We start from the raw sequence: 23652 nt of genomic DNA, 5'->3' as shown, positions 1-23652 counted from the left end.
CATGTCCGCCACACACGCTGCACAGGCGGCCTACCTCATCGCCGCCGTCCTCTTCATCCTCGCCCTCGCCGGACTCTCCAAGCACGAGTCGGCCCGGCTCGGCAACGCGTTCGGCATGCTCGGCATGGGCGTCGCCCTCGTCGCCACCGTCGTCCTCGCCGCCGACCGGGGCATCGCCGCCGGCGCCGCCGGACTGCTCGCCGTCGCGATGCTCGCCGGCGCGGTCATCGGCATCTGGCGGGCCCGCGGCGTCGAGATGACCGGCATGCCCGAACTCATCGCCCTGCTGCACTCCTTCGTCGGCCTCGCCGCCGTCCTCGTCGGCTGGAACGGCTACCTGGAGGTGGAGCACCACCCGGGCGGCGCCGAGGCCAAGGCCCTCGACGCGCTCGGCACCCTCGGCATCCACCACGCCGAGGTCCTCATCGGCGTCTTCATCGGCGCCGTCACCTTCACCGGCTCCGTCGTCGCCTACCTCAAGCTCGCGGCCCGCATCAACTCCAAGCCGCTCGTGCTCCCCGGCAAGAACGTCCTCAACGTCGGTGCGCTGGTCGTCCTCCTCGTCCTCACCGTCCTCTTCACCATCGAGCCCGACCTCTGGCTGCTCGTCGCCGCCACCGTCGTGGCCCTGGCCCTCGGCTGGCACCTCGTCGCCTCCATCGGCGGCGGCGACATGCCGGTCGTCGTCTCGATGCTCAACAGCTACTCCGGCTGGGCGGCCGCGGCCTCCGGCTTCCTCCTCGGCAACGACCTGCTGATCGTCACCGGCGCCCTCGTCGGCTCCTCCGGTGCCTACCTCAGCTACATCATGTGCAAGGCGATGAACCGGTCGTTCCTGTCCGTGATCGCCGGCGGCTTCGGCATCGAGGCCCCGTCGAGCTCGGACGTCGACTACGGCGAGCACCAGGAGATCACCGCCCAGGGCGCCGCCGAACTGCTGTCCTCCGCCCGGTCCGTGGTCATCACGCCCGGCTACGGCATGGCCGTCGCCCAGGCCCAGTACCCGGTCGCGGAGCTCACCTCCAAGCTCCGTGCGAAGGGCGTCGACGTACGGTTCGGCATCCACCCCGTCGCCGGCCGGCTCCCCGGCCACATGAACGTCCTGCTGGCCGAGGCCAAGGTCCCGTACGACGTCGTCCTGGAGATGGACGAGATCAACGACGACTTCGCCGACACCGACGTCGTCCTCGTCATCGGCGCCAACGACACCGTCAACCCGGCGGGCGCCGAGGACCCCTCCAGCCCCCTCGCCGGCATGCCGGTGCTCACCGTCTGGGAGGCCGGCCAGGTCATCGTCTTCAAGCGCTCGATGGCCTCCGGCTACGCGGGCGTCCAGAACCCGCTGTTCTTCCGGGAGAACACCTCGATGCTCTTCGGCGACGCCAAGGACCGGGTCGAGGCCATCGTCAGCGCCCTCTGACACCGCCGCGCCCCCCGCCGCCGCCCGCTGACAGCGGGCGGCGGTATCGTCGTCCGCGGCCGAGGGGACGGCAAGGGGAGGGGACGACGGCATGGGCGTGCGGACGGTGGGCCCCGCGTGGGCCGAGGAAGGACCCGGGCACGGAAGTCCCGCGTCCCCGCTGTCCGTCGAAGGCCCCGTCCGGAGGCCGGCCGACCGGCTCGCGCCCGGCGTCTCCGGCGTCACCGAGCACGCCCGCCACTCCACCCTCCACGCGGCCGACGCCGAGCGCCGGAGCCCCGGCACCGAGGAGTGCCGCGCCCCGCTGGCCGCCCACGCCCGGCGCGCCTTCCCCGGCGACCGCCGGCAGTTCCCCGACCCGCGAGGGACGGCGGGCCCGCCGCGCGAGTACGGCAGCCGGCCGGCACGCGACCCGGCCTCCCGCCTCGTCGACGACGTGCCGGCCCGGTCCCGGAGGGTCGCGCTCCGCGAGAACCGCCACGACCCCCGGACCGGGCGCCACCGCGTCCTCCCGCGCCCGCACGCGCGCCACGACCGCTCCTCCAGGCCCGGCGAGGAGCCGAGCGCGGAGACCGGCGTCCGCGTCCACCGGCTCGCCCGGCAGCCCGGCCTCTTCGCCGCCGACGACACCCGGGGCGGCGCCCCCGCTCCGACGGACCACGCACGCACGAGCCTGGACGGGATGCCATGACCACAGCGGTGCACACCGGATCCGCCTCGCCCGTCTCCCTCCTGGGGGACTGGGAGAAGCACGGCAAGGGGCCCCTGAGGGAGTTCCTCGTCCTCGGCCACACCACCGACCTCCCCTTCCTCGAAGCCGTCGCCGTGCCGAGGGCCCGCGCCCTCGGCGCCCGCGTCGCCATCCTCGGCGACGCCGGACACGCCCCGCACGAGGCCGTCGGCGTCCGCCTCGCCGGGCGCGGCTACCTCCACGGCGTCGCGGCCTGCCACGGCGCCTTCCGCCCCGCACTCGTCCTGCTCCTCGGCGACGACGCCTGCCGCGTCGCCATCGGCTCCGGCGACCCCACCCGGTCCGGCCGGGGCACCGACGACGGACCGTGGACCGTCGTCACCACCGACGACGGCGCCTCCCACCCGCTGCTCGCCGACCTCGCCGACTGGCTGGAGGCCCTGCCCGACGCCGTCGCCATGACTTCCTGGTGGGCGGACCACCTGCGCCACCTCGCCGAACTGCTCACCGTCCTGCACTGCGAGGCCCCGCCCACCGACGCCACGGGGCCGGAGGTGGAACTGGCGCACAACCTGCGCACGCCCCTGATCGCCCGGCTCCCCGAAGGGCCGGTGGACGAACTCCGCCTGTACGCCCCCTCCGTGGACCCCTCGGGAGAACCGCTGCGCCTCCTGCGCGAGCGGCTGGACCCCCGGGAGATCACCCTCGGCGTCCACCCCCGCTGGACCGGCCACGACCCCGCCGGCGTGCGCAAGGCCCTCGACGGGCACCCCGCCGCCCGGGTGCGCGAACTCACCGGGACCCGGACGCGCCACGGCAAGCTCGTCGAATGGCGCGTCGGCGACACCTGGCACGCCCTCACCGGCAGCCCCGACCTCACCCGGGCGGCCCTCGCCCGCGCGGTCGGCGACGCCACCGGCGGCCCGGCGGAAGGCCCCGCCCGCAACTGCGAACTCGCCGTCATCGTCCACGGCACCGCCCCGCTGCTGCCGGACGCGGGCCCCGTCCGCCCCGTCCCGGAACTCACCGGATCCACCGCGGCGCCCCGGGACGCGACGGAGGCGCCCCCGGCGCTCGTCCTCCTCGGCGTCCGCGAGCACGGCCTCCTCCTGGAAGCCGTCCTCGGCCGCCGCCCCGCCGGCGCGGAGGTCACCGTCGAGATCTCCACGGACGGCGGCGCGCCCGGCTCGTGGCGCCCCCTCGGCCCTATCCCGGCCGACCGGAACACCGGCACCTTCCCGTGGACCGCCGCCCCCGGAGCGGCCGTACGGGCGAGCTGCCGGCCGGCCGACGGGACGCACGTCGCATCCGCCGCGGCCTTCCCCTACGACGCCGAGGGCTGCGCACCGCGCGGCGCCGCCGACACCGTGCCGCGCCTCTCCGGCGGCTACGCGGTCGACGACCTGTTCCAGGACCCGGCCGCCGCGCGCCGCTTCGAGCAGGACATCGCCAGGCTGCGCGAACGCGTCGTCACGGACGCGTCGGGGCCCGGCACCGCGTCCCCGACGGTGGCCGAGTGCGTCCGGACGCTGGGACCGGAGCTCGCCGAAGCGGCCTACGGCCCGCTCGCGACGGACCTTCCGGAGCTGCCGGGCATCCCGGCACCGCGCCGCCGGCGGCTCTCGGAGTACGTCACGACCGACGCGGACGAAGAGGCCGGGGGCGACGACGGGGCCGAGGCGGAGCACGCGACGGAGGAAGCCGCCGCCGGGGCGGAGGAGGGCCCGCTGCCCGCGAGCGCCCGCGAGCAGGCCCGCGCCTGGATGGCCCGGATGGCCCGGCGCCTCGCGACCGAGGCGACCGAGGCGCCGGAGGCGCCGGGCGGGCCGGGGCCGGCGGCGGCGCGCCCCTGGTCGCCGCCGACGACCCTGCTGGTCACCGCCCTCCACCTCCGGCTGCTCGCCGCCGGGGCCTGGGACGAGGACGACTACGGCTGGCGCGCCGTCACCGCCGACCTCCTCCGCGCCCTCGACGCGGCGGATCCCCGGACGGAGCGCCCGGCGGACGAGGACCCGTCCGGGCCCCACCGGCAGCGGCTCGACGCGGTGGTCGCCGTCTGCGTGTCCCTGCTCGGGCTGCACGGAGAGTTCGAGGGGCCGGAGGCCGAGCCGGTCGCGGCGGCCGCCTGGCGGACCGGCCGGGCCGCGGTCGCCCGCGCCGAACCGGACCATGCGGCGGACCTCTACCTCCCGGCGGGCCGCCGGGGCGCCCCCGTGGCGACCGTGACCGACGTCGAGGCCCTCGGCAAGCGGGCCCGCGACGTCCCGGACCCCATGACCGAGGCGCACCGCGCGCTCGCCGCCGCCCACCTCGCCGCGCGCCACGAGTCCGGCGTCTGGGAGCTCACGGGCGAGTTCAGCAACCCGCAGGCGGCCTGCGCGAAGGCGGTCACGGTCCTGGCCGGCCTGCCCGGCGACCTGTGGCCGGGGCCCGTGCTCGTCCGCGCCCATGCCCGGGGCACCGGCGTCGACTGCTTCATGGCCTGGAGCCGTCCGCTCCTCGTCCGCAGGCGGGGCAGGGCGTGGAGCAGTTTCCGCATCCTCGCCCCGGCGACCCCGCTCGCCGCCTTCCAGAACGGCGCGCCCCGCCCCACGGCCCAGGGCGCCCAGGCCCAGCGCGACCTCGGCGACCTCCTGGCGGCGGCCGGCCTGGACCCCGCCCCCGTGTACATCCACCTCCACACCTGACGGGACGGGCCCGGACGCCTCAGGACGGGCGGTCGTCGGCCCCGCCCCCGTCGTGGAGGGCGAGCGCCCCGGAGGGGCAGAGGCCGACGGCCAGGCGGGCCGCCGCGCGGTGGGCGGCGGGCGGCTCGGTGTGCAGGAGGAGGACGAGGCCCTCCTCGGGGTCCTGGTCGAAGACGTCGGGGGCGGTCATGGCGCACATGCCGGCGCCGATGCAGCGCCCCCGGTCGGCGGTCAGCCGGGGCGCGGGCGCGGTCACTTCGCGTCCCAGGCGACCGGGAGGCTCTTCACCCCGAAGATGTCCGCGCTCTCCGGGCGCAGTACGACCTCCTCGGCGGGCACGGCGAGGCGCAGGGCGGGGAAGCGGTCGACGAGCGCGCGGAACGCCACGCGCATCTCGACGCGGGCCAGTTGCTGGCCGAGGCACTGGTGGATGCCGTGGCTGAAGGCCAGGTGCCCGGCGGCCTGCCGGCTCAGGTCGAGGGCGTGCGGGTCGGCGAAGCGCTCGGGGTCGCGGTTGGCGGTGTGGTACGAGAGGACGATCGTCGTGCCCGCCGCGATGGTCTGCCCGCCCAGCTCCACGTCCTCCAGGGCCGTCCGGTGGAAGGTCTTCGCGACGCTCAGGTACCGCAGCAGCTCCTCCACGGCCCCGTCGGTGAGCGAGGGGTCGGCGCGCAGCGCGGCGAGCTGGTCCGGGTTCCGCAGCAGGGCGTAGGTGCCGAGGGAGAGCATGTTCGCGGTGGTGTCGAAACCGGCCGCCAGGAGGATCAGGCTGATGCCCTTGAGCTCCTCGTCGGTCAGGTCGCTGTCGGTGAGTTCGCTGAGCACGTCGTCGGTGGGGTGCGCGCGCTTGGCGGCGACCAGCCGGGCGAGGTACTCCTGCGTCGCGGTGTACGCGGCGATCAGCTCCTCGTCGCTCACCTCGCCGCCCATGAACGCGTCGATCTGCTCCTGGAACGAGGCCCGGTCCTCGTACGGGACGCCCAGGAGCTCGCAGATGACGATGGTGGGGATGGGCTTGGCGAAGGCGGTCACCAGGTCCGCCGACGTGCCGCCCGCCTCCATGGCGTCCAGGCACTCGGCGGTGATCTGTTCGATCCGCTCGGTGAGCATCCGCATCCGCCGCACGGTGAACCTGCCCACCAGGGGCTTGCGGTAGCGGCTGTGCTCGGGGTCGTCCATGAGGAGGAACTCGCCGGGCGGCGCGGGCGGGAGCTCGAAGTCGACCACGTTCAGGAGGTCCTTGCGCGAGCTGAACCGGGGGTCGGCCAGGACCGAACGCACCAGCTCGTACCCGGTGACCAGCCACCCGGGCTTCCCGCCGGGGTGCGTGCAGCGGCTGATGGGTCCGTGCCGGCGCGCGTCGAGCAGCTCGGCGGGCGGATCGAAGGGGCAGTCGGTCCGGCGCTCCGTGGGGAGCGCCGTGACGGTGTGGACGGACTCGCTCATGATCACTCCGCATCTCGCGACCCGGTACGTTCGAAGATGTTTGAACGCTACGTTGCGTTCAGGGAAGCGTCAATCGCGAATGCCCTTAGATGCAGGTAGTTGCGGGAAAATCGATGCAATGAGCTCCGTTGGAATGCAACGGACCGTTGCAATGGATAGAGGTGAAGGCAATGTCGCGGCGCCGCCGGGCGACGGCGGGCCGAGGGCGTCGCCCGTGCGGCGCATGCCGGGACTAAGGAGGGGAAGTCGCCTGGTGGACGACCGGCATTGCGGCGGAACGACGCGGGCCGGTGGCCGAGGAGGTGACGTCATGATTCCGCTTCTGCTCGTACTGCTTCTGATCCTCGTGCTCTTCGGAGCCGGCTTCGCCGTCGAAGTCCTGTGGTACATCGCCCTCGCCGTGCTGGTGATCTGGGTGCTGGGCTTCTTCGTCCGTGGCTCGCAGGGACGCTGGTACCGCTGGTGACACGGTCGATCCGCCCGCCTTCAGCCCTCCACGCCGGTGGCCGAGTGGGCGGATCCGACCGGCTTGGACTCCGGGGAGCCCCGCTGGCGCAGGTAGACGGACAGGATGGCCATCGCGCAGACGGCGAGGAGCTCCGACTGCCAGTTCTGGAGCGAGCGGCTCCAGAAATCGGAGGACGCGAGATAGGCGCTCCAGTCGAGGGGCGCCTGGAGCTGCCGCAGCCGCTGCCCGTTGTACGCGGCGACGCCGGCGACGGACTGGGCGAACCACGACAGGAAGAAGAGCACGGCCATGGTCAGGCCCAGCGACCGGGAGTAGAGGCCCTGGCGCCAGTCCTTGGTGCCCGCCCAGCGCGGCGATTCGGGGCGGGCGTGATCGCCCATCTTCTGGTCGCGATCGCTCTCGGTGCCCGCCCGTTCGAGGGGCTTCGACTCCGGCGAGCCGCGCTGGACGAGGTGGACGGTGCCGAAGACGTACAGGAAGAACTGAAGGAACTCGGACTGCCAGTTCTCCGTGACGTCGACGGCGAAGTCCGAGGACATCAGGTAGGCGCCGAACCCGACCTGCTGGAGTCCGTCCACGGCCAGCTGCTCGTTGAACTCGGCCCGTCCGGCGACGGCCTGGGCGGCGAGCACCACCAGGAAGGCTCCGCCGAAGACGAGGGTCAGGCTGTTGGAACGCCAGAACCCCGGTGCCCGGGTCCGGCGGCCCGGGACCCTTCCGCTGCTCATCGGTGCATCGCCCCGATCACCGTGAAGTAGGCGAGGCCGCCCAGGATCGTCAGGGCGACGCCGAGGAACATGGTCCTCATCCGGTCATCCTCCCTTCAGCGAACAGCGGTACGGCTCGTCCGTCGACTGCTCGACGCAGCCCGCCGCGGTGACCTTCCAGCCGTCGTCGAACCGCGACAGGAACACGGTGTCGCCCGCCGTGCGCAGCAGCGCGTCGTTCCCGTACACGTCGACGCCGCGCGCGGGGCCGGACGGCGGCAGACCGAGCTCGCGCAGGGCCGGGCCGCACGGCCCCTTGGCGTCCTCCTCCACCTCGTCGCGGGTCTCGGGGGCGAGCAGTTCGCAGGCGGCGCGGTAGTCCCCGGCGGCCAGCGCCGCCGCGAAGCGGCGACCCGAGGAGGAGGCGCCGTCCTCGCGCGCCGCGGACGCTCCGCAGCCGGAGAGGAAGGCCGCGACCACCAGCACGGCGGCCGCGCGCAGAGGTGTCGACATGCCCTCACTCTGCCCGCGCGGGCCGCCCGTCGCCGTCCCGCGCCGCCGTCGGTGCCGCGGCCTTCACCCGTTCGCGCTCTTCCGCGGCGCGGCGTCGGCCGTGCCGAACCCCGCCGTGACGCGGAGCAGTCCTCCGGGGTCGGGGAGCGGGCGGAGGTCGGCGGCCTGGAAGACGTTGGTCAGGGCGGCCTCGAGGGCGGTGCGCAGACCGGGGATCCCGGCCGCGGTGCCGACGTCGGGATCGGTGGCGTGCGCCGTGATGATGGGCCGGATGAGCGGGTCGGCGTGCCAGGAGACGACGACCGCCGGGCCGTCGCGGGTGGTGGTCAGACCGCTGTCCGGTCCGAACCCGGCCTCGGCGAGCAGGAACTGGACGTGGTGGAGGAGGTCACGGGGCATGATCGTCTCCCCTGGGAGCGGCCGGGGCGGCCGGGAACTCCACGAGGTCGCCGACGTGCGTGCGGGCGAGCAGACGGGCGACCCGGGCGCCGGCCGCGACGACCCTCGGATCGCTGTGCCGGGCCACGGCGAGCAGACGGGCGTGCAGCAGCGTGTTCAGGCAGGAGGAGTCGCAGAAGGAGACGCCCGACAGGTCCAGAGTGAGGGAGGCGCCGTCGCCTCCGAGGGACAGGGCGGCCGTGAGGACGGACTCCAGCTCCCCGGCGGTGCTCGGGTCGATCTCGCCGCTCAGTCGCACCGACGTCCCGGATCCGGTCGGCTCCGTCCGGTGGCGCAGCCGTTCGCGTGCGCGGCCTCCCGGGGACGCGGGAGGCGGTGGGGCGGGGGAACGGATCATGCCTCCTCCTGGGGTGGAGGGCCTGTTCTCCGAGTCTGCGCCTATGCCGCATACCGGTCAACCGTTACCTGAAAAACCCTTCGCATGATCCGTGGGAGAGGGGGAAGGGGCCCGTCATGCAGGGCAACGGAGCGAGCCCCGGCTGGACCTTCCTCACCAGCCACGCACGGGTGCTGCTGGCGATCGCCCGGGACCCCGGGATCCGGCTGCGGGACGTCGCGTCGCACTGCGGTGTCACCGAACGCACCGTGCAGAGCGTCGTCGCCGACCTCGAAGCGGGCGGATACCTCACCCGGGGCCGGGCCGCCGACGGCCGCCGCAACGTGTACCGCATCGACCCCGCCGCGCCCTTCCGGCACCCCGCCGAGGCCGACCACGAGATCGCCGGGCTCCTCGAACTCCTCGTGTCCCGGCCGGACCGCGCGCCGCGCCACGACGGGTCCGGGCACGCCCCGCGCGACCGGTGACGCGCGGCGGGTCCTCAGGCGAGGCCGGCGCTGTCGCGGTCGGGAGCCAGGGAGAGGATCCCGCCGGTGCCGGTCAGCTCGAAGAGGCGCCGGATCTGGCCGGTGAACGGCCCCACGAGGACGAGCTCCCCCGCGCGCGTCCGCGCCTCCAGGAGCTCGTTGAGGAAGGACGAGTCGCCGAACGTCACGCCGGAGAGGTCCAGGGCGATCCGCGCCGCGCCCCCCGCCTGGGCGTCGTCGAGCGCCGCGCGGAGACACGGCACCGTGTCCCGGTCGAACTCCCCCCGGAGGACGAGCAGCCAGGTGTCCGGGGGAGCGGAGGAGTCACGGGTGACCTTCGCGACGCCCCGGGACTTGTACGCGTGCGGCCCGGAGGCCACGAAGCCCTGCGGAACCCCGTCCTCGGCGAACTCGGGGCTCTTCGTCATGAGGGGAACTCCGGGTTCTTCGTCATGAGGGGTTCGCCTGGCTCGGAGAGGGGTCGTGGAGGTCCACGCGGTCCCTCCAGTATGCGCCTGCCGCGCCCGGCCGGCTCCGCCCGGAGCGCGGAGCCGGCGTCAGCGGGCCGGGCGCTCGGCGTCGACGTGGACCCGGACGACGGCGCCCGAGGAGGGCGTGCGGCGGCGGACGGTGACGTCCCGGGCGAGCATCGTCACCAGATCCCACCAGAACACGTACGGGCCGCGCCCGGTCGGAGCCGGGAACGGCGGCCGGGCGCCCATGACCAGGATGTCGAGGCCGTCGGAGGCGAGCCGCAGCTCCAGCACGCACGCGCCGTCGGCGTGGGCGACGAGCTCACTGGCGATCAGCGCGGCGTCGTCCTCCGACGCCCGGCTGACGACGTGGCCGACGAACAGGGCCTGGTCGGCCAGCCGGTGCACCTCGCGCCGGGCTTCCGCCGCGGCCCCGGGCCCGGCCGGGGGGCGGCATTGACGCCGCAGCCAGAACTCCACCCGTAGCACCTCCTCGACCGACGTTCCCGCCCCTGCGACTGCCCCGCTCCCGGGCGCCGACGCGCCCCGCCCCCGGGGACTTCCCGCGTCAGGGGAGAGGGGTCCCGCCGGTGGCGTTGACGATCTCGCCGGTGATGTAGGAGGCCCGGTCCGAGGCGAGGAAGACGTAGGCGGGGGCCATCTCCGCCGGCTGGGCGGGCCGGCCCAGCGGCGACTGTTCGCCGAACGTCGTCGTGTCCGGCATCGTCGAGGGGATCAGCGGCGTCCAGACGGGACCGGGGGCGACGGCGTTGACCCTGATGCCCCGCTCGGCGAGCATCTGGGCGAGATTGTGGGTGAAGGAGACGATCGCCGCCTTCGTCATCGCGTAGTCGAGGAGGTGCGGGCTGGGCTGATAGCCCTGCACCGACGTGGTGTTGATCACCGAGCCGCCGCGCGGCATGTGCGCCAGCGCGGCCTTGGTGAGCCAGAACATCCCGTACAGGTTGGTCTTCATCACCCGGTCGAACTGCTCGGTGGTGATCGCCTCGATCCCGTCGGGCTGCGCCATCTGGTACGCGGCGTTGTTGACGAGCAGGTCGAGGCCGCCCAGTTCGCCCACCGCCCGGTCGACGAGGGCCGTGCACTCGTCCTCGTTCCTGAGGTCGCACACGACGGCCACCGCCTCGCGGCCCGCCTCGCGGACCAGGCGGACGGTCTCCGCCGCGTCCTCCGCCTCCTCGGGCAGGTGGGTGAGGACGACGTCCGCCCCCTCCCTGGCGAAGGCCAGGCAGACGGCCCGTCCGATCCCGGAGTCGCCTCCGGTGACGAGCGCCTTGCGCCCGCGCAGCAGGCCGTGGCCCCGGTAGCTGTCCTCGCCGTGGTCGGGGCGGGGGTCCATGGCCTCGGTCGAGCCGGGAGGGTCCTGCTCCTGCTCGGGGAACGGGGGACGGGCGTGGAGGGACACGGGGTCGGTGAGGTGGCTCTGCTCCTGGGACGGCATGGCGGAGAACTCCTTCGGGCGTGACGGCGGACGGGGGGTCAGGACGGCGGGTACGGCGCGGACTTGAGGCGGCGCGCCAGGTGCGCGGTGTTCGCCGCGAGGGTCCGGGTGGCGGTCGCGGTCTTCTCGGGCGTCTTGTCGAGGTCCTGGTAGTCGGTCCCCTGCATGGCCTCGCCGACCCAGTAGGTGACGGCGTTCGGGGCGAGGGAGAACCCGACGTCGTTGAGGCCCTGGAAGAGGTCGGCACTCACCTTGTGGGCGCCGTCCTCGTTGCCGACGACGCACACCGCGGCGGCCTTGCCGTAGGTGAGCATGCGGCCTTCGTCGTCGCTCTCGCCGAGCTCGGCGTCGAGGCGTTCGAGGACGCGCTGGGCGACGCTGGAGGGGTGGCCCAGCCAGATGGGCGTGGACAGGATCAGGATGTCGCTGTCCATGATCGTGTCGCGGATCGCCGGCCAGGCGTCGCCCTCTCCCATGTCGACCTCGACGCCCGGTTTGACGTCGTGGTCGGCGATCCGGATCACGCTTCCCGTGACGCCGTGGTCGGCCAGCGCGGCCATGGTCTGCTCGGCCAGCAGCTGGGAGCTGGACCGCTTGGGGGACGGAGAGAGCGTGCAGACCAGCGCGAGGGCGCGCAGCGGCGTGGTGTCGGTCGTGGTGTCCATGGCGTGCGGCTACCCGGAAGGCCGCCGCGCATCCCTCCGCCTGCTCCATCCGGCGCAACGTCCCGCCCTCGCGTTCCGCGTGCCCCTACAGGGCGCGGAGGGCGGGCAGCAGGTCCGACTCCGCCCAGCGGAGGAAGGGCAGTTGGTGGCCGCCGCCGATCTGGACGAGGGCGAGTTCGGTGAAGCCGGCCTCGGCGAACGGGCGGGCCGCCTCGACGACGGCGTCCACGTCGTCCCCGCAGGGGATGCTCTCCGCCACGTCCTCCGGCCGGACGTGCGCGGTGGCCTGGGCGAAGCCGGCCGGCAGCGGGAGTTCGGCGTTGAGGCGCCAGCCGCCCAGCGACCACCGGAACTGCTCGTGCGCGCGGGCCCTGGCCGCGTCAGGATCGGGGTCGTAACAGACCGGGAGCTGGCCGACCCGGGGCTTTCCCGCGCCGCCGGCGGCGTCGAAGGCGTCGAGCAGTTCGCGTTTCGGCTCCGTGGCGATCACCAGGTCGGCGCGGCGTCCGGCGAGCGCGCAGGAGCGGGGGCCGGAGACGGCGATGCCGACGGGCGGCGGGGTGTCGGGCACGTCCCAGAGCCTGGCGTCGTCGACCTGGAAGTAGCGGCCGTGCCGGGTCACGTACTCGCCCGTGAACAGGGCGTCGATGATCTCCGCGGCCTCGTCGAGCATGGCGAGGCGCACCCGTGCCGAGGGCCAGCCCCTGCCGACGACGTGTTCGTTGAGGTTCTCGCCCGAGCCGAGGCCGAGCCGGAACCGGCCTCCGGACAGCAGCTGGAGCGTCGCGGCCTTCTGGGCGACCACCACGGGGTGGTAGCGGAAGGTCGGGCAGGTCACGTACGTCATCAGGGGGATGCGCGAGGTGGCCTGCGCGGCCGCTCCCAGGACGCTCCACGCGTAGGGGGCGTGCCCTTGGGAGGGCAGCCAGGGGAAGGAGTGGTCCGAGATCACGGAGAAGTCGAACCCGGCCCGCTCCGCCTCGACCACGTGCCCGACGAGCTCACGGGGGCCTGCCTGCTCGGTCATCATCGTGTAGCCGATGTGCATCATGTCCCGCGACTTGCCGGTACCCGGGAGGATGAAACGGAAGAAATCCCCCGCCGGGCTTCCGCGGTCCGACGGGGGAGCGTCCACGGCCGCGACGCCCGCGGCGGTCTCAGCGCGGTGCCCCGCCGTCGAAGGCGATCTCGTCGCCCGTGCACAGCCGCGCCGACATGTTCCGCTCCATCATGCGCAGGGCCGCCTCCGCCAGGTCCGCGTCGATGTGGGCGACCGCGTCGACGGGGACGACGACCTCGTAGTGCCGGATGTGGGCGTCCAGCGCCGAGTACAGCACGCACTGCTCGGTCACCTGCCCGCAGAGCACCACCCGGCGCACCCCGAGCTGCCCCAGCAGATAGGCCAGGGGGGTCTCGTAGAAGGCGGAGTGCCGCGCCTTGACCACGAAGAGGGCTTCCTCGTCGGGCGCGACCGGCTCGACGAGGCCGCGGTGGCGCCCCGAGAGGGCGGCCTGGAGGATCTCCCCGTGGTGGGAGCGCCACCGGCCGAAGTTGTCGTTCACGTAGATCACCGGCGCTTCGCCGGCTTTCGCCCGCTCCAGCAGGGCGCGCAGGCCCGGCAGGGCCGCGCGCACGGACGGGACCAGCGTCTCGGCGTCCTCGTGCTCGTAGGTGTTGAGCATGTCGATCACGATGAGCGCCGTGGCCGTACCGTCCATGGCGAGGACCTCCGTTCCGCGGTCCGCCCGCCCGGAGGGGCGGACCCCGGGGCGCGAGCGGAGCGGGCCCCCGGCGGAAGGGGATCGTCGGGGGCCCTGTGGTGTCCGAGGGGGCGCGGCGCTCGTGGCGACGAGGACCGGCCCGTCCCTCGGGCCGGTCAGTGGGAGCGCCGCCTCATCGCGTCGCGGGCCTCGTCGGCCGACTCCCGGACCTTCCCTTCGGCCTGCTCCGCCTTGCCCTCCGCCTTCATGCGCTCGTTGCCGGTGACCTTGCCCAGGGCTTCCTTGACCTTGCCCTTGCCCTTCTGCATCCCGCTCTTGCCCATGACGCGGTTCCTTTCCGTCATTCGCGGTCCCCGCCGCCGCCGAGGGCGTCGACGATCGCCGCCGAGAAGGCGTCGAGGTCGTCCGGCCTGCGGGAGGTGATCAGGGGGTGCGGCCCCGAGGTGTCGACGACGACCGCGTGGTCCGTCCAGGTGCCCCCGGCGTTCTCCAGATCGGGACGGAGCGAGGGGTACGAGGTCAGTTCGCGGCCCTTGGCGAGCCCGCTGTCGACGAGCAGCCACGGACCGTGGCAGATGGCCGCCACCGGCTTCCCGGCGTCGGCGAAGGCCGACACGAGGCGGCGCGCCTCGGCGTCCGTCCGCAGCTGGTCGGCGTTGAGCGTGCCTCCGGGCACGACCACGGCGTCGTAATCCTTCGCGGTCTCCCGCGCGAACGTCGTGTCCGGCCGGACGACCTCGCCGGGGTCGCGGTCCGACACGAGGGTCTGGACGGCTTCGTCCTCCTGGGCCGCGATCACGACGCGGGCCCCGTTCTCGCGCAGCACGGCGACCGGTCTCGTCAGCTCGTCCTGTTCCGTTCCGTAGTTGGTCGTGAGGACCAGCACGCTGCGTCCGTCGAGCGACACGGTTCGCCTCCTTTTCAGGGTTTATGTCCTAATTCGTCACCTCACCGCGCGGGCGGGCCCTCAAACGTGCCGTCGCCACCCGATGCCGCGAGGCCCGCCGTCCCTCCGTCCCGGCGCGCGTGCGCGGTCGCCTCGCGGACCGCGCGGATCACCACCAGCTGCTCCGTGGAGGCCCCCGGCGGGACCAGCCCCCGCTCCCTCAGCCACCCGGCCCGCTCCGTCAGGACCGGCCCGAACGGCTGGGTGCGGCGCGCCGCCACGGAGGCGCGCAGGCCCTGGCGTTCCAGAGCCGCGAGGCTGGCCGTCACGTCGCTCAGCGAGGACTGCACGAGCAGCAGCACGCCGTTCGCCGCCAGGAGCGAGGGAGCGGCGCGGCAGATCCGGTCGAGGAGGAGCCGGCCGTCGGGACCCGCGTCCCAGGCCACATCGAGGCCCCGGGGAGGCCTGCCCGAGGGGCGGGCCGGCACGTACGGGGGGTTGACGGTGACGAGGTCGAACCGTTCGCCGGACACCGGCGCCGTGAGGTCCCCGCGGAGGACCCGGACCCGGCAGCGGTGCAGCGTGGCGTTGATCCGTGCCGTCGCCGCGGAGACGCCGGAGACGTCGACCGCCGTCGCCCTGGCACCTCTGCGGGCCGCGGCGATGGCGAGGACGCCCGTCCCGGTGCACAGGTCCAGCGTCCGTGCGTCCGGCTCCAGCTCCTCCCGGGCGAGGGTCTCCATCAGCAAAGCCGTGTCGCCCTGGGGGGCGTACACGCCGGGCGGTGTGACCATGCGCATGCGAGCGTCCTTCCGTTCAGGCGGTGGCGACCGTCTCCGCGAGCGAGCCGACCCCGTCGGTGAGGCGCCGGTGCCGGCGGTGGACGGCCCGCCGCCGGCACCGGGAGGGGCCGGGCGCGCGGTCCAACGGGGTCCGGCCGGGGCGGTCGACGAGGAAGGGCTCCTCCTCGACCCCCTCGTCGGGATCCGCGCGGTCGGCTCCTCGCGTCGGCAGGCGCCTACCCGGCACCGGCCCGGGCAGTCGTCCGGTGGCGGCGCGCGTCGCGACGGCCGAGGGTGGAGGGCGCGGGGACGGCCGTCGACAAGGACGACGGGCAAGGACAACGAAGGGGTGAGAAGTCGTCGTGACGGGATTCCCGGTCTTCACGGAGGCGCTGGACGGACCGATGTACGTGGTCACCGTCGCGTCCGGAGCGGAGCGCGCCGGCTGCCTGGTGGGCTTCGCGTCGCAGTGCTCCATCGACCCGCCCAGGTTCGTCGTGTGGCTGTCCACCGCCAACCGGACCTACCGCCTCGCCCGTACGGCCGACCACCTCACCGTGCACCTGCTGCGGCAGGACGAACGGGCGACGGCCGAGTGGTTCGGCGGCCGGACGGGCGACGAGGTGGACAAGTTCGCCGAGGTCGCCTGGCACGCGGGGGAAGCGGACAGCCCCGTCCTGGACGGGCTCTCCCCGTGGTTCACCGGCCGGATCGAAGCGCGGATCGAGGGCGGCGACCACGTCGGATTCCTGCTGGCCCCCGTGGCGGAGGCCCCGCCGTCGGCGGGCCCGCCTCCCGCCCTGCTCCGGTACCGGGAGCTGCGCGGCCTGGACCCGGGACACCCGGCCTGAGGCGGCTTCGCCGGGGGGCCCTCGCGGAAGCCGTGCGGGCCCCGCGTGGTTCGAGCCCGCCGGGGCGGGCAGTCGCGGCGTATCGACGCTGTCGACACGACGGAGGGTGTGTGATGTCGGCTTCCCCGAACGAGAACGGTCTGCCGGAGCCGTACCGGGAGGACGGCGGAGCGGTGCTCCGCGCCTCCGGACGGGCCCCCACGGACCCGCCCCGCCTCCGGCCGCTGCCGGAGGGGCCGCTGCTCGTCGAGGGGCCCGTGGAGATCGTCATGCCGGACGGACGGGTGATCCGCTGCGAGCGGCCGGTGATGGCCCTCTGCACCTGCCGGCGGACCTTGCGGGCCCCGTTCTGCGACACCAGCCACCGGCACCGCGCGCGGCGTCCGGCACGCCGCTCGGCCGAGAAGAACACGGAACGGGCGAAGAAGCCGGACCAGCCGGAAGCGGCGGAGGCCACGGAGGCGGCCGCGAAGGCCGAAGGGGCCGGGAAGGCGGAAATGACGGAGAGGACGGAAATGACGGAGAGGACGGAGCCGAGGGAGAGGGCGGGAGCGGCGGAGGAGGCGGGGACGTCATGACGCTGCTTCCGACGACCGCCGCCACCGGGCCCGGAGCCGCCGAGGCCCCCGGACTCCCCGAGGCGCGGGGCGAGGTGTCCCAGGCCCTGCGGGACCGCCTGCTCGGCGCCGGCAGCGGGCAGCTGCCCGGCCCCGCCGAGATCGCCCGCTGCTCCCCGTACGGCGAGGACCTCCACCTCGCCCTCCACCTCTGCTACGAGCTCCACTACCGGGGCTTCGCCGGCGTCCCCGACACCCTGGAATGGGACCACCGCCTGCTGGAGGCGAGGGCCCTTCTGGAGCACCGCTTCGAGAGCGCGCTCCGCCACGACTGCAGCCCCCTCCCGGACGTCGGCGAGGCCCTGGACGCCCTGCTCGTCGAACCGGCCGAAGGCACCGGCGTCTCGGATTTCCTGATGTCCCGGGGCGAGTCGTGGCACCTGCGCGAGTACGCGGCCCTGCGCTCCGTGCACCAGTTGCGCGAGGCCGACCCGCACCTGTGGGTCGTGCCCCGGCTGCTCGGGCGGGCCAAGGCGGCGATGGTGGCCATCGAGTACGACGAGTACGGCTGCGGGCGGCCGGAGCGGATGCACTCCCGGCTCTACGCGGAGCTGATGGCCGCCCTGGACCTCGACCCCTCGTACGGGCACTACACCGACGCCGCCGGAGCCGAACTCCTGGCGGCCTCGAACCTGATGTCGTTCCTGGGCCTGCACCGGCGGCTGCGCGGGGCGCTCGTGGGCCACTTCGCCGTCCTGGAGACGACCTCGCCGCCCGCCGCCTCCCGGATCGCCGCGGCGACCCGCAGGACCGGTGCGGGAGCGGCCGCCGAGCGGTACTACGACGAGCACGTGGAGGCCGACGCCGTGCACGAGCAGCTGGTGCGCAGGGAGGTCGTGGGCGGCCTCCTGGAGGACGAGCCCGCGCTCGCCCCCGAGGTCGCCTTCGGCATCGCCGCGACGTGCTTCCTGGAGGACCGCCTCGGCAGCCAGGTCGTGGACGCCTGGACCCGCGGCGAGAGCGCCCTGCGCACGCCGCTCCGGCACGCCGCCGCGCCGTAGGCCCCGCGCGGCCGGCCCCGGCGCGGCCACCCTCGGCGAGGAGCGCGGCCGGCCGCGACGGCGGCGTCCGGAGGCCCCTGCGGGGGCCGGTTCGACGCGATGCCGACGCGGCGGCGCGTGCGGACGGCCGGGCGGGGTAGGCGCATCCTCCGGAACGAGTCGGAGCCGTACGCGCGGAGGGAGACGCCATGTCCCTGGAGTCCGGAGCCCGGCGGCCTTCGCCGGGCGGTGACGGCGCGGCCGGGTGCCGGCTGCTGCTGGTGCGGCACGCGAAGGCCGTGCGCAAGGACCGGCGGATCGACGACTTCGACCGCGAGCTGAGCGAGCGGGGCAGGCGCGACGCGCCCCGGACCGGGCACTGGCTCGCGGAGTCCGGGCACAGGCCCGACTTCGTGGTCTGCTCACCGTCGCTCAGGACCCGCGAGACCTGGCGGCTCGCGGCCCCCGCGCTGGAGGACCCGCCGCCCGTCGTCTACGACGGGCGCCTCTACAACACGCCGCCGAGCACGCTGGTCTCGGTCCTGGCGGAGCGGGCCCCGGGCCTGCGCGCCGTGGCCCTCGTCGGCCACAACCCGGGGATCCACGAGCTGGCCGCCGGCCTGTGCGGGAGCGGTCCGCCGGACCTGCTGGAGCGGGTGAGGGCGGGCTTCCCGACCTCGGGGGTGGTGGTGATCGAGGCGCCCGGCGGCTGGGAGCGGCTGTCCCCCGGCAGCGGGCGGGTGACCGCCTGCTGGTCACCGGCGGACTGATCCCGACGTCACGGACGGAGGAGGCGGGCGACGATGAGCGGTGACGGCTCGTACGAGCGCGACCGCACGTACCTCACCACCCGGATCACGGCCGACGGACGGGACGGCCATGGCGTGGAACCGGGGCGCTACCGCCTGATCATCGCCCGCGCCTGCCCGTGGGCGAACCGGAGCGCGATCGTGCGGCGCCTGATGGGACTGGAGGCCGCCCTCCCGATGGGGATCGTCGGGCCCCTGCACGACGAGCGGAGCTGGTGCTTCCACCTGGACCCCGGCGGCCGGGACCCGGTCCTCGGGATCGAGTGGCTGAGGGAGGCGTACGAGGCACGCGAACCCGGCTACGCGAAGGGCGTCACCGTACCCGCGATCGTCGACGTCCCGACCGGCCGGGTGGTGACCAACGACTTCGAGCGGATCACGCTCGACCTGGGCACCGAATGGACGGCCCATCAGCGGGACGGGGCGCCGGAGCTGTACCCGGAGAGGTGGCGCGACGAGATCGACGACGTGGCCGGCAAGGTGTACACGGACGTCAACAACGGTGTCTACCAGTGCGGCTTCGCCGGTACGCAGGCGGCGTACGACCGGGCGTACCGAAGGCTGTGGGAACGGCTGGACTGGCTGGAGGAGCGGCTCGGACGCCGGCGCTACCTCGTCGGCGACACCCTCACCGAGGCCGACGTCCGCCTCTTCCCGACCCTCGTGCGCTTCGACGCCGTCTACCACGGCCACTTCAAATGCAACCGGCACAAGCTGAGCGAACTGCCGGCCCTCTGGGCCTACGCGCGGGACCTGTTCCAGACGCCCGGTTTCGGCGACACGATCGACTTCGCACAGATCAAGGCGCATTACTACGTCGTCCATCACGACATCAATCCGACCGGGGTCGTCCCGCGCGGCCCGGACGTCCGCGGCTGGCTCGCGCCGCACCACCGGGAGGAACTCGGCGGCCGGCCGTTCGGCGACGGCACCCCGCCGGGGCCGCCACCGCCCGCGGAACGCGTGCCGCCCCTCGGCCCGGAACCCGATGCGGAATTCCACGTTTGAGTGCGCGCCGATCGCGTAGAAGCACCTGCAGAAGACACAGGAGAAGCACATCGGGTTTTCGCTTTTCGTCCCGGCGGGGCTCGGGAGCCGAGCCGGTACGAATACGGCGGGATTCACGACACGGAATGGAAGAATCATGGGAATAATCGCCTGGATAATCCTCGGGCTTCTCGCGGGCATCATCGCCAAGATGGTGATGCCCGGAAGAGACCCGGGCGGTTTCATCGTCACCACGCTCATCGGCATCGTCGGAGCCCTGCTCGGCGGCTGGCTGGGCAAGGTCATCTTCGGCGTGGACTCCGTCGACGGATTCTTCGAGCTGTCCACCTGGATCGCGGCCATCGTCGGCTCGCTCATCCTCCTGGCGCTCTACCGGCTCTTCACCGGCTCCCGGAGGACGTGAGACCGGGGCGACGCCGCCTCGGGCCACGTCGGGCCGGTGGGGCGCGGGCGCCGAACGGCACCTCCGGCGCGGTGCCCGCCGCGATGGCTCCGCCGAAGCCGGATCAGCAGCGCCGACGGAACGGTTCGTACCGTTCCCGTCACTCGTCAGGAAGGCTGATTCATGTCCCTCTCCCTGGTCAACGCCTCCGGGCTCGCCGCCTCCGGATCTCCCTCGCTGTTCCTGATCCTGGTGGGAGTGGTACCGGTACTCGTGCTGCTCGGCGCGTTCTGGTGGGGTTCCCGGCGGGTCGCCCGCAGACGGCGGAGCGCCGGTGTGGCCCAGCCGCCGCCCGCGGAGGCGCGGCGCGATTCCTGGTCCGCCCCGGAAGAGGGGCAGACGCGATGAGCGGGGACGCGCACGGTCCGCGAACGGGCGGGAGCGGCGACGGGAAGGCCCGCCGGGAGGCCGTCGAGGCGACGGACTCCGGAGGGTCCTCCGAGGAGCGCCGCGGGGCCGCCGGCCGTGAGGCCACCGACCCGAAGGGCGCCGACGGACACACCGCCAAGGAACAGCGCCCCGGAGTGGGACGCGAGGAGCAGACGGAGGAGCACGGCGGCTGACCGCCACGACGACTGACGGCCACGACGACCGACGGAACCCCGGGCGCCGGTGAACTCCACCGGCGCCCGGGGTTCCGTCATGCGAGGAGGACGGCGGCGTCGTCGCGGCGCCCCGGGTCGCCGGACCGCGGCCGGGCCGTAGGGAGGGGCAGGGGACCGGCGCCGTCGCGGGAGCGGCGCGTCGATGTCCGGCGCGGTGACCCGCGGGTCACCCGTCCGGCCGATGCCGTCCACGACCGGGATCCCTCCCGTATGTTCCCCGCCCGAGTCGGGCCGGCTCGGCCCCGCCGACTCGGTGCGATACGTCCCCTCGTGGACGAGTCGTCGACGGGCGGCGCCTCCACGCCCCCGGCCCCGCCGCCGGTCGTGAGCCGGGGCGCCTGCTCAGGGGCCGGGATCACCACCGGGCCCTGTTGCCGCGGGCCGACCCCGTGGAACGGGGCCCCGGCCGCGGCCGGGGCCCCGCCACTCTTCGCCGTCGGTCACCGGCGGGCCCCGGTGACCCTTCCCCCGTGCGCCGGTGCGCGCTCGGGGGCCGTCTCGTCGTCCAGGGCGACGCACGCGGTCACCCGCTTGCCGACGGACTCCCGCCGCACCTCGAAGCGTCGGGCGAGTGACGTCACCACCTCCAGGCCGTGCCGTCCGACCCGGGCCGGGTCGCCTTCCCCGACCACCGGGAGGGCCGGCTCGCTGTCCCAGACGGTGATGGCGGCCAGCCCGCCCTCCAGTCGCAGCTCCAGCAGAACGGGCCCCGGCGCGTGCTTGAGCGCGTTGGTGACCAGCTCGCTGGTGACGAGCCGGGCGGCTTCCACCGCGGCGGGCGGCACGGGCCGGCCGTGCCGTGCGAGGCCGTGCAGGAAGTCCACGGCGAGCCCACGGGCCAGGGAGGGCGAAAGCTCGCCCCGGGCGAAGGCGTGTGCGAAATGCGTGTCGTCGGTCTTCTCCATCGTCGGCTCTCCGTCTCGCGCGGTCGGGTCTTCCGGAGCCCAGGGCGTGTTCCGCCCAAGGAACGTCCTTATGCCCTGATATCTGTGCTTATCGCCATTTCCGGCGATCGGATGCGGTCCCTGCCCTCGTGCCGCTCTCCCGTCCGTCCGCCTCTTCCTTCCGGTCCGTCCCGTCGGGGACGCCCGGTTTGCCTTCCGGGGGCAGGGGCACGCGGAGCTCCATGAGTCCCGGGCCCCCGGAGGCCGGGACGGAAGAGCGCGACTCCGAGAGAGAACGCGAAAGGGTGAGAGCCGATGTCCATCGGAATCGTCCTGGTCGTCGTCGCGGTCGTCGTGGCCGGCATCGCCGCCGGCGTGGCGGTGGACCGCCGGCGGCGATCGCGACTGCGCGACCGCTTCGGGCCCGAGTACGAACGGGCCGTCGAGGCGACCGGCAGCAGACGGGCCGCGGAGCGGGAACTGGACGCCCGCGAGCGCCGCTTCGCCGACCTGGAGCTCAAGCCGGTCCCCGGCGAGGTGCGGGAGCAGTACGCGCGGCGGTGGATGCGCGCCCAGGAGGAGTTCGTGGACCGGCCCGAGGCCGCCGTCCACGACGCCGACGAACTCGTGACGGCCCTGATGCGCGACCGGGGATACCCCGACGAGGGGTACGAGCAGCGGCTGCGTGACCTGTCGGTGCGGCACGGCCGCACCCTCGACCGGTACCGGGCGGCCCTGGAGGTCCACGCCCTGAGCACCCACGACGCCGCCACCACCGAACAGTTGAGGGGCGCGATGATGGACTATCGCACCCTCTTCGACGACCTGCTCGCCGACGGCGAGCCGACCGGCACCCGCCGGTCCTGACGCGGAAGCAGGAGAGATGCGACACCACGAGACGTCCGAGCGCACGACCCACGCGCCGGAGCGACGACACCACGCGGACCCCACGGGCCGGTACCCCGAACAGCCGGAGGGCCGCCGCGAGCCGGCGGACCGCCCCGACCCGCGGACCGGCCAGGGCCGGTCCGACCCCGGCCGTCCGGGGTCCGCGACGACCGGGGACGAGGCGGCCCGCCCGCCGCGGCACAGCCCCACGGTCGCGCCGACCCCGCCGAGGCAGCCCGGAACGGAGGAGGGGGACGGGCGCCGGCCGGCCGCGCCCCGGACCCCCTCCTCCACGCCGCCCGGGCCGCCGGCCCCCACGACCGGTCCGGGTGACTCGGGCAGCCCGACGGTCGCGCCGACCCCTCCCCAGGCCGACCGGCCCCGGCCGGGCGGGCCCCGGCACGACCATCCGCAGCCGGAGACCGGCCGGCCCGCGCACGACCGGCCCCGGTCCGACGGCCCCGACGGCACCCCGACTCCGCGCCCCGCGCCCCCGCGCGTACCGGCGCAGCGGACGCCGGTCGCGTACCCGCAGGCCATGCCGTACACCCCGCCCTCCGTGCCCCCGGGCCCGGCGCCCGCGGCCCCCGGCGGCCACGCCCGGCACGCCGCTCCGTCCGGCGCCGCCGGAGCGGACGCGGAGGGGATCCCCGATCTGCTCGGCCCGACCGAGGAGGAGGAGTTCCTCCGCCGCTGGCACGAGGTCCAGGGCCGGTTCGTCGACGACCCCCGCCAGGCGGTCCACGCGGCCGACGTCCTCGTCGGGGACGTGATGAGGACCCTGGCGGCCACCTTCGCCCGGCACCGGCACACCCTGGAGGGGCAGTGGAGCCAGGGGCTGGAGGCCGACACCGAGAGCCTGCGCCTCGCGCTCTGCCAGTACCGCGCCCTGTTCCAGCGCCTGTTGTCCACCTGACGCCCCCGGGGGCTCCCCGGCCCCGTGCCCGGCGGCGCGATCGGCCTCGCGGCCCGCACCGCCGGGCCGGCGTCATGTCCGGCGCCGCCGCCGCGCACGAGCCGACGCCCCGCGGCGCACGCACGCCGACGCCCCGCGCGATACGTCGCGCGGGGCGTCGGCGGTCCGGCCGCGAGGCGGCCGGGCGGGTGTCAGCGGTGGCGCAGCCTGCCGAGCAGGCGACGTGCCCGGGTGCGCGTGCGCGGGTCGGACGCGGCGCGGCGCAGGGACGCCGCCGCGTCACGGCCCTGGGGGCTGCGCGCGAAACGCTTGATGCGGTCCAGCAGTGCGGTCATGGGACTCTCCTCCGGTGTCGAACGCGGAAGGACCGGGGAGGCCGGTGAACGGCCCCCGGCCCCGCCTTCCTTCCGTGTACTGGCACTTCGTGTTGCCCCGAGCGGCCGCCGCACACCTACGAGATCCTGAAC

General features: G+C 74.5%; 33 protein-coding genes. 15 read left to right on the top strand and 18 right to left on the bottom strand.

Annotated features, from left to right (window positions below; all coding sequences use genetic code 11):
* Position 1 precedes the first annotated feature (1 nt).
* The 3 genes from pntB (at position 2) to IE245_RS04180 (ending at position 4798) form a co-directional block, all read left to right on the top strand.
* On the top strand, positions 2-1420 hold the full coding sequence (pntB, locus tag IE245_RS04190; protein WP_189945343.1) for a Re/Si-specific NAD(P)(+) transhydrogenase subunit beta: 1419 nt from the start codon (positions 2-4) through the stop codon (positions 1418-1420).
* Positions 1421-1511: 91 nt separating this feature from the next.
* Entirely contained in the window at positions 1512-2111 is a 600-nt protein-coding gene (locus IE245_RS04185; protein WP_189945342.1) for a hypothetical protein, read from the top strand.
* Positions 2108-4798, top strand: a complete 2691-nt coding sequence (locus IE245_RS04180; RefSeq protein WP_189945341.1) for a hypothetical protein — start codon at positions 2108-2110, stop codon at positions 4796-4798. Before IE245_RS04185 ends, IE245_RS04180 begins: the two co-directional genes overlap by 4 nt.
* A gap of 19 nt (positions 4799-4817) precedes the next feature.
* Here IE245_RS04180 and IE245_RS04175 read toward each other — a convergent pair whose 3' ends face one another.
* Positions 4818-5054 carry a ferredoxin gene (locus IE245_RS04175; RefSeq protein ID WP_268256512.1) on the bottom strand — a complete coding sequence of 79 codons (237 nt, stop codon included), beginning with the start codon at positions 5052-5054 and terminating at the stop codon, positions 4818-4820.
* Positions 5051-6244, bottom strand: coding sequence for a cytochrome P450 (locus IE245_RS04170; RefSeq protein ID WP_189945340.1), 1194 nt, complete (start codon positions 6242-6244; stop codon positions 5051-5053). The genes IE245_RS04175 and IE245_RS04170 overlap by 4 nt, the downstream gene beginning before the upstream one ends.
* Positions 6245-6554: 310 nt before the next feature.
* Here IE245_RS04170 and IE245_RS04165 point away from each other — a divergent pair, with 310 nt between their 5' ends.
* Positions 6555-6710: a hydrophobic protein gene (locus IE245_RS04165; RefSeq protein ID WP_189945339.1), complete on the top strand. Its 156-nt coding sequence runs from the start codon at positions 6555-6557 to the stop codon at positions 6708-6710.
* Positions 6711-6730: 20 nt separating this feature from the next.
* On the opposite strand, the gene IE245_RS04160 is transcribed toward IE245_RS04165, so the two are convergent.
* From IE245_RS04160 to IE245_RS04145, 4 genes are all read right to left on the bottom strand, one after another.
* Positions 6731-7441, bottom strand: a complete 711-nt coding sequence (locus IE245_RS04160; protein ID WP_189945338.1) for a DUF6766 family protein — start codon at positions 7439-7441, stop codon at positions 6731-6733.
* A gap of 84 nt (positions 7442-7525) precedes the next feature.
* A complete protein-coding gene (locus IE245_RS04155) occupies positions 7526-7933 on the bottom strand; it encodes a hypothetical protein (RefSeq protein WP_189945337.1) in 408 nt (135 codons plus the stop codon).
* A gap of 63 nt (positions 7934-7996) precedes the next feature.
* On the bottom strand, positions 7997-8332 hold the full coding sequence (locus IE245_RS04150; RefSeq protein ID WP_189945336.1) for a hypothetical protein: 336 nt from the start codon (positions 8330-8332) through the stop codon (positions 7997-7999).
* Complete coding sequence (locus IE245_RS04145) at positions 8322-8729, bottom strand: STAS domain-containing protein (RefSeq protein WP_189945335.1); 408 nt, start codon at positions 8727-8729, stop codon at positions 8322-8324. Before IE245_RS04145 ends, IE245_RS04150 begins: the two co-directional genes overlap by 11 nt.
* 116 nt (positions 8730-8845) lie before the next feature.
* On the opposite strand from IE245_RS04145, the gene IE245_RS04140 reads away from it, so the two are divergent.
* The gene (locus IE245_RS04140; protein ID WP_189945334.1) at positions 8846-9196 is read left to right on the top strand and encodes a MarR family transcriptional regulator; all 351 of its coding nucleotides are present in this window, start codon (positions 8846-8848) and stop codon (positions 9194-9196) included.
* Positions 9197-9210: 14 nt separating this feature from the next.
* Here IE245_RS04140 and IE245_RS04135 read toward each other — a convergent pair whose 3' ends face one another.
* The 10 genes from IE245_RS04135 to IE245_RS04090 all read right to left on the bottom strand — a co-directional run bounded on the left by IE245_RS04135 (position 9211) and on the right by IE245_RS04090 (position 15432).
* Positions 9211-9624 carry an STAS domain-containing protein gene (locus tag IE245_RS04135; RefSeq protein ID WP_189945333.1) on the bottom strand — a complete coding sequence of 138 codons (414 nt, stop codon included), beginning with the start codon at positions 9622-9624 and terminating at the stop codon, positions 9211-9213.
* A 129-nt stretch (positions 9625-9753) separates the two neighbouring features.
* Positions 9754-10077: a hypothetical protein gene (locus tag IE245_RS04130; protein ID WP_189945332.1), complete on the bottom strand. Its 324-nt coding sequence runs from the start codon at positions 10075-10077 to the stop codon at positions 9754-9756.
* A 160-nt stretch (positions 10078-10237) separates the two neighbouring features.
* On the bottom strand, positions 10238-11131 hold the full coding sequence (locus tag IE245_RS04125; RefSeq protein WP_189945331.1) for an SDR family oxidoreductase: 894 nt from the start codon (positions 11129-11131) through the stop codon (positions 10238-10240).
* 38 nt (positions 11132-11169) lie between these two features.
* Complete coding sequence (locus IE245_RS04120; protein WP_189945330.1) at positions 11170-11796, bottom strand: flavodoxin family protein; 627 nt, start codon at positions 11794-11796, stop codon at positions 11170-11172.
* An 85-nt stretch (positions 11797-11881) separates the two neighbouring features.
* The gene (locus tag IE245_RS04115) at positions 11882-12847 is read right to left on the bottom strand and encodes an LLM class F420-dependent oxidoreductase (protein ID WP_189945329.1); all 966 of its coding nucleotides are present in this window, start codon (positions 12845-12847) and stop codon (positions 11882-11884) included.
* A 106-nt stretch (positions 12848-12953) separates the two neighbouring features.
* Entirely contained in the window at positions 12954-13514 is a 561-nt protein-coding gene (locus IE245_RS04110; RefSeq protein WP_189945328.1) for a cysteine hydrolase family protein, read from the bottom strand.
* Between the two features lie 158 nt (positions 13515-13672).
* The gene (locus IE245_RS04105) at positions 13673-13840 is read right to left on the bottom strand and encodes a CsbD family protein (RefSeq protein WP_189945327.1); all 168 of its coding nucleotides are present in this window, start codon (positions 13838-13840) and stop codon (positions 13673-13675) included.
* Between the two features lie 17 nt (positions 13841-13857).
* On the bottom strand, positions 13858-14424 hold the full coding sequence (locus IE245_RS04100; RefSeq protein ID WP_189945326.1) for a type 1 glutamine amidotransferase domain-containing protein: 567 nt from the start codon (positions 14422-14424) through the stop codon (positions 13858-13860).
* A gap of 41 nt (positions 14425-14465) precedes the next feature.
* Positions 14466-15203, bottom strand: a complete 738-nt coding sequence (locus IE245_RS04095) for a HemK2/MTQ2 family protein methyltransferase (protein ID WP_189945325.1) — start codon at positions 15201-15203, stop codon at positions 14466-14468.
* Positions 15204-15219: 16 nt separating this feature from the next.
* Positions 15220-15432, bottom strand: coding sequence for a hypothetical protein (locus tag IE245_RS04090; RefSeq protein WP_189945324.1), 213 nt, complete (start codon positions 15430-15432; stop codon positions 15220-15222).
* A 115-nt stretch (positions 15433-15547) separates the two neighbouring features.
* On the opposite strand from IE245_RS04090, the gene IE245_RS04085 reads away from it, so the two are divergent.
* From IE245_RS04085 to IE245_RS04050, 8 genes are all read left to right on the top strand, one after another.
* Positions 15548-16036, top strand: coding sequence for a flavin reductase family protein (locus IE245_RS04085; RefSeq protein ID WP_373305260.1), 489 nt, complete (start codon positions 15548-15550; stop codon positions 16034-16036).
* A gap of 113 nt (positions 16037-16149) precedes the next feature.
* On the top strand, positions 16150-16614 hold the full coding sequence (locus tag IE245_RS04080; RefSeq protein ID WP_189945323.1) for a CDGSH iron-sulfur domain-containing protein: 465 nt from the start codon (positions 16150-16152) through the stop codon (positions 16612-16614).
* Positions 16611-17654 carry an iron-containing redox enzyme family protein gene (locus IE245_RS04075; RefSeq protein ID WP_189945322.1) on the top strand — a complete coding sequence of 348 codons (1044 nt, stop codon included), beginning with the start codon at positions 16611-16613 and terminating at the stop codon, positions 17652-17654. The genes IE245_RS04080 and IE245_RS04075 overlap by 4 nt, the downstream gene beginning before the upstream one ends.
* A 188-nt stretch (positions 17655-17842) precedes the next feature.
* The gene (locus tag IE245_RS04070) at positions 17843-18403 is read left to right on the top strand and encodes a SixA phosphatase family protein (RefSeq protein WP_189945321.1); all 561 of its coding nucleotides are present in this window, start codon (positions 17843-17845) and stop codon (positions 18401-18403) included.
* Positions 18404-18436: 33 nt separating this feature from the next.
* The gene (locus IE245_RS04065) at positions 18437-19450 is read left to right on the top strand and encodes a glutathione S-transferase family protein (protein ID WP_189945320.1); all 1014 of its coding nucleotides are present in this window, start codon (positions 18437-18439) and stop codon (positions 19448-19450) included.
* Between the two features lie 136 nt (positions 19451-19586).
* Positions 19587-19853: a GlsB/YeaQ/YmgE family stress response membrane protein gene (locus IE245_RS04060; RefSeq protein WP_189945319.1), complete on the top strand. Its 267-nt coding sequence runs from the start codon at positions 19587-19589 to the stop codon at positions 19851-19853.
* A 162-nt stretch (positions 19854-20015) separates the two neighbouring features.
* On the top strand, positions 20016-20240 hold the full coding sequence (locus tag IE245_RS04055; protein WP_189945318.1) for a DUF6479 family protein: 225 nt from the start codon (positions 20016-20018) through the stop codon (positions 20238-20240).
* Entirely contained in the window at positions 20237-20455 is a 219-nt protein-coding gene (locus tag IE245_RS04050) for a hypothetical protein (RefSeq protein WP_189945317.1), read from the top strand. Before IE245_RS04055 ends, IE245_RS04050 begins: the two co-directional genes overlap by 4 nt.
* Before the next feature lie 482 nt (positions 20456-20937).
* Here the strand turns inward: IE245_RS04050 and IE245_RS04045 are convergent, their stop codons facing one another.
* Complete coding sequence (locus IE245_RS04045) at positions 20938-21402, bottom strand: ATP-binding protein (RefSeq protein WP_189945316.1); 465 nt, start codon at positions 21400-21402, stop codon at positions 20938-20940.
* A 294-nt stretch (positions 21403-21696) separates the two neighbouring features.
* On the opposite strand from IE245_RS04045, the gene IE245_RS04040 reads away from it, so the two are divergent.
* On the top strand, positions 21697-22248 hold the full coding sequence (locus tag IE245_RS04040) for a hypothetical protein (protein WP_189945315.1): 552 nt from the start codon (positions 21697-21699) through the stop codon (positions 22246-22248).
* Between the two features lie 16 nt (positions 22249-22264).
* Positions 22265-23185, top strand: coding sequence for a hypothetical protein (locus IE245_RS04035; protein WP_189945314.1), 921 nt, complete (start codon positions 22265-22267; stop codon positions 23183-23185).
* A 191-nt stretch (positions 23186-23376) separates the two neighbouring features.
* Here IE245_RS04035 and IE245_RS04030 read toward each other — a convergent pair whose 3' ends face one another.
* Positions 23377-23520 carry a hypothetical protein gene (locus tag IE245_RS04030; protein WP_189945313.1) on the bottom strand — a complete coding sequence of 48 codons (144 nt, stop codon included), beginning with the start codon at positions 23518-23520 and terminating at the stop codon, positions 23377-23379.
* Positions 23521-23652: the final 132 nt, after the last annotated feature.

The organism is Streptomyces roseolus (assembly GCF_014649855.1).
Classification (GTDB): Bacteria; Actinomycetota; Actinomycetes; order Streptomycetales; family Streptomycetaceae; genus Streptomyces; species Streptomyces roseolus.
The sequence above is the reverse complement of the archived record's forward strand: the minus strand, read 5'-3'. Positions and strand labels throughout refer to the sequence as shown.